The sequence below is a fragment of the Pedobacter psychrodurus genome (assembly GCF_032678585.1).
Lineage (GTDB): Bacteria > Bacteroidota > Bacteroidia > Sphingobacteriales > Sphingobacteriaceae > Pedobacter > Pedobacter psychrodurus_A.
Genome location: NZ_JAVTSN010000122.1, coordinates 1 through 1435 on the forward strand (window position 1 = coordinate 1; position 1435 = coordinate 1435).

The window sequence follows — 1435 nt, forward strand, 5'->3', positions numbered from 1 at the left end:
GGGCAATGTCATTAAGTTAAGGGAGGATTTTAAAACATGGGCAACAGTTTATAGTTTTGAGGTGCGAATCTTAAAACATCAGAATGCCCATGCTTAGTGCAAATTTAAAAATCCTCGCTGAATTAAAGGAATTTATTACCACCATTTCTAACAACAAGCTTCTATTGCAAAAATTCTCACGCTGTGAAAAAGATTTTAGCCGAAATAGGAAACTTCCTTTCACAAGGCTTGCAATATTAATTTCGAAGCTTTGCAAAAAGACCCTCAGCGTGGAACTTGAAAGGTTCTTTGAGGACATATCACTTTCCGACAGTTGCTCTGTAAGTGCTTTCAGCCAACAAAGACTCAAACTCGACCCACTTTTTTTCAATCTGTGGAACCATGTGCTTACAGATGCATTTTATCACTATTACGGCAGTTCGGCAAAACTTTGGAAAGGCTACAGGGTGATTGCTGCCGACGGATCTACAGTCAGCCTGATAAATAATACTTCTCTTTCCAACCACTTTGGCGGACAAAGCAATCAACAGTCCGGTTTTGTCCTTGCGAAGACATTTTACCACTATGATGTACTTAATGAACTGGTGGTAGCCTCACAAATAAAGCCCTACCGTTATGGAGAACTAAATATGGCATACGATGCTATTGAACACCTCCAGCCGGATATGCTCAGCATATATGACAGAAACTTTTGCAACTATAAGATGGTAGCTTTGCATACGTGGCAGGAAAGCGAAAGAAAGTTCGTTATCAGAGCAAAAGAAAGCCAAAAACTGATAAAAGCCTTTATTGAGAGTGGAGAGCAGTCAGGTGTCGTTTATATGGAGCCTACAAGATTTTCGATAGAGGGACTAAGGAAATGTGGATATATTGCTGATAAAAAAACGTTGTTAAAAGTAAGACTTGTAAGGGTCGAGCTACAGAACACCATTGAAGTGCTGATGACTAATCTTTGGGAAGAACAGGGGCATGGTCCCGAAATTTTCAAGGATCTCTATTTTATGAGATGGGGTGTTGAAACCAATATATCGGTGCAGAAAAACATTATGCAGCTAGAGTCTTTCAGTGGCCTTACAGCACACACGGTACTGCAGGATTTCTACGCTACCGTATTTACCGCTAACCTACACTCCATACTCATAAAGCATTCCCAGCATACCGTGGATTCTACAATGAAAGATAGAAAATATCCGATGAAAATAAATAAGAACAAATCTTTTGGGAAACTGAAAATGAACATTATATCTCTGTTCATGGATAATGATGTGGGGCAAATACTATTAAAACTGCATGATCAATTCATTAAGGAGATTATTCCTGTCAGAAAAGGAAGATCTTTCCCAAGAATTAGAAAGAACAGGCAAAGTAACAGCAAGTTTAAAACATTTTCCAATTTCAAACCTACATACTAATTCTTAACTTAATGACATTGCCC

At 38.6% G+C, this 1435-nt stretch carries 1 protein-coding gene; it reads left to right on the forward strand.

Annotated elements, in window-relative coordinates; all coding sequences use genetic code 11:
* The first annotated feature begins 89 nt into the window (after positions 1-89).
* Positions 90-1412 (forward strand): IS4 family transposase, encoded by a 1323-nt coding sequence (locus tag R2S57_RS30305; protein WP_316848646.1) that lies wholly within the window; start codon positions 90-92, stop codon positions 1410-1412.
* Positions 1413-1435 lie beyond the last annotated feature (23 nt).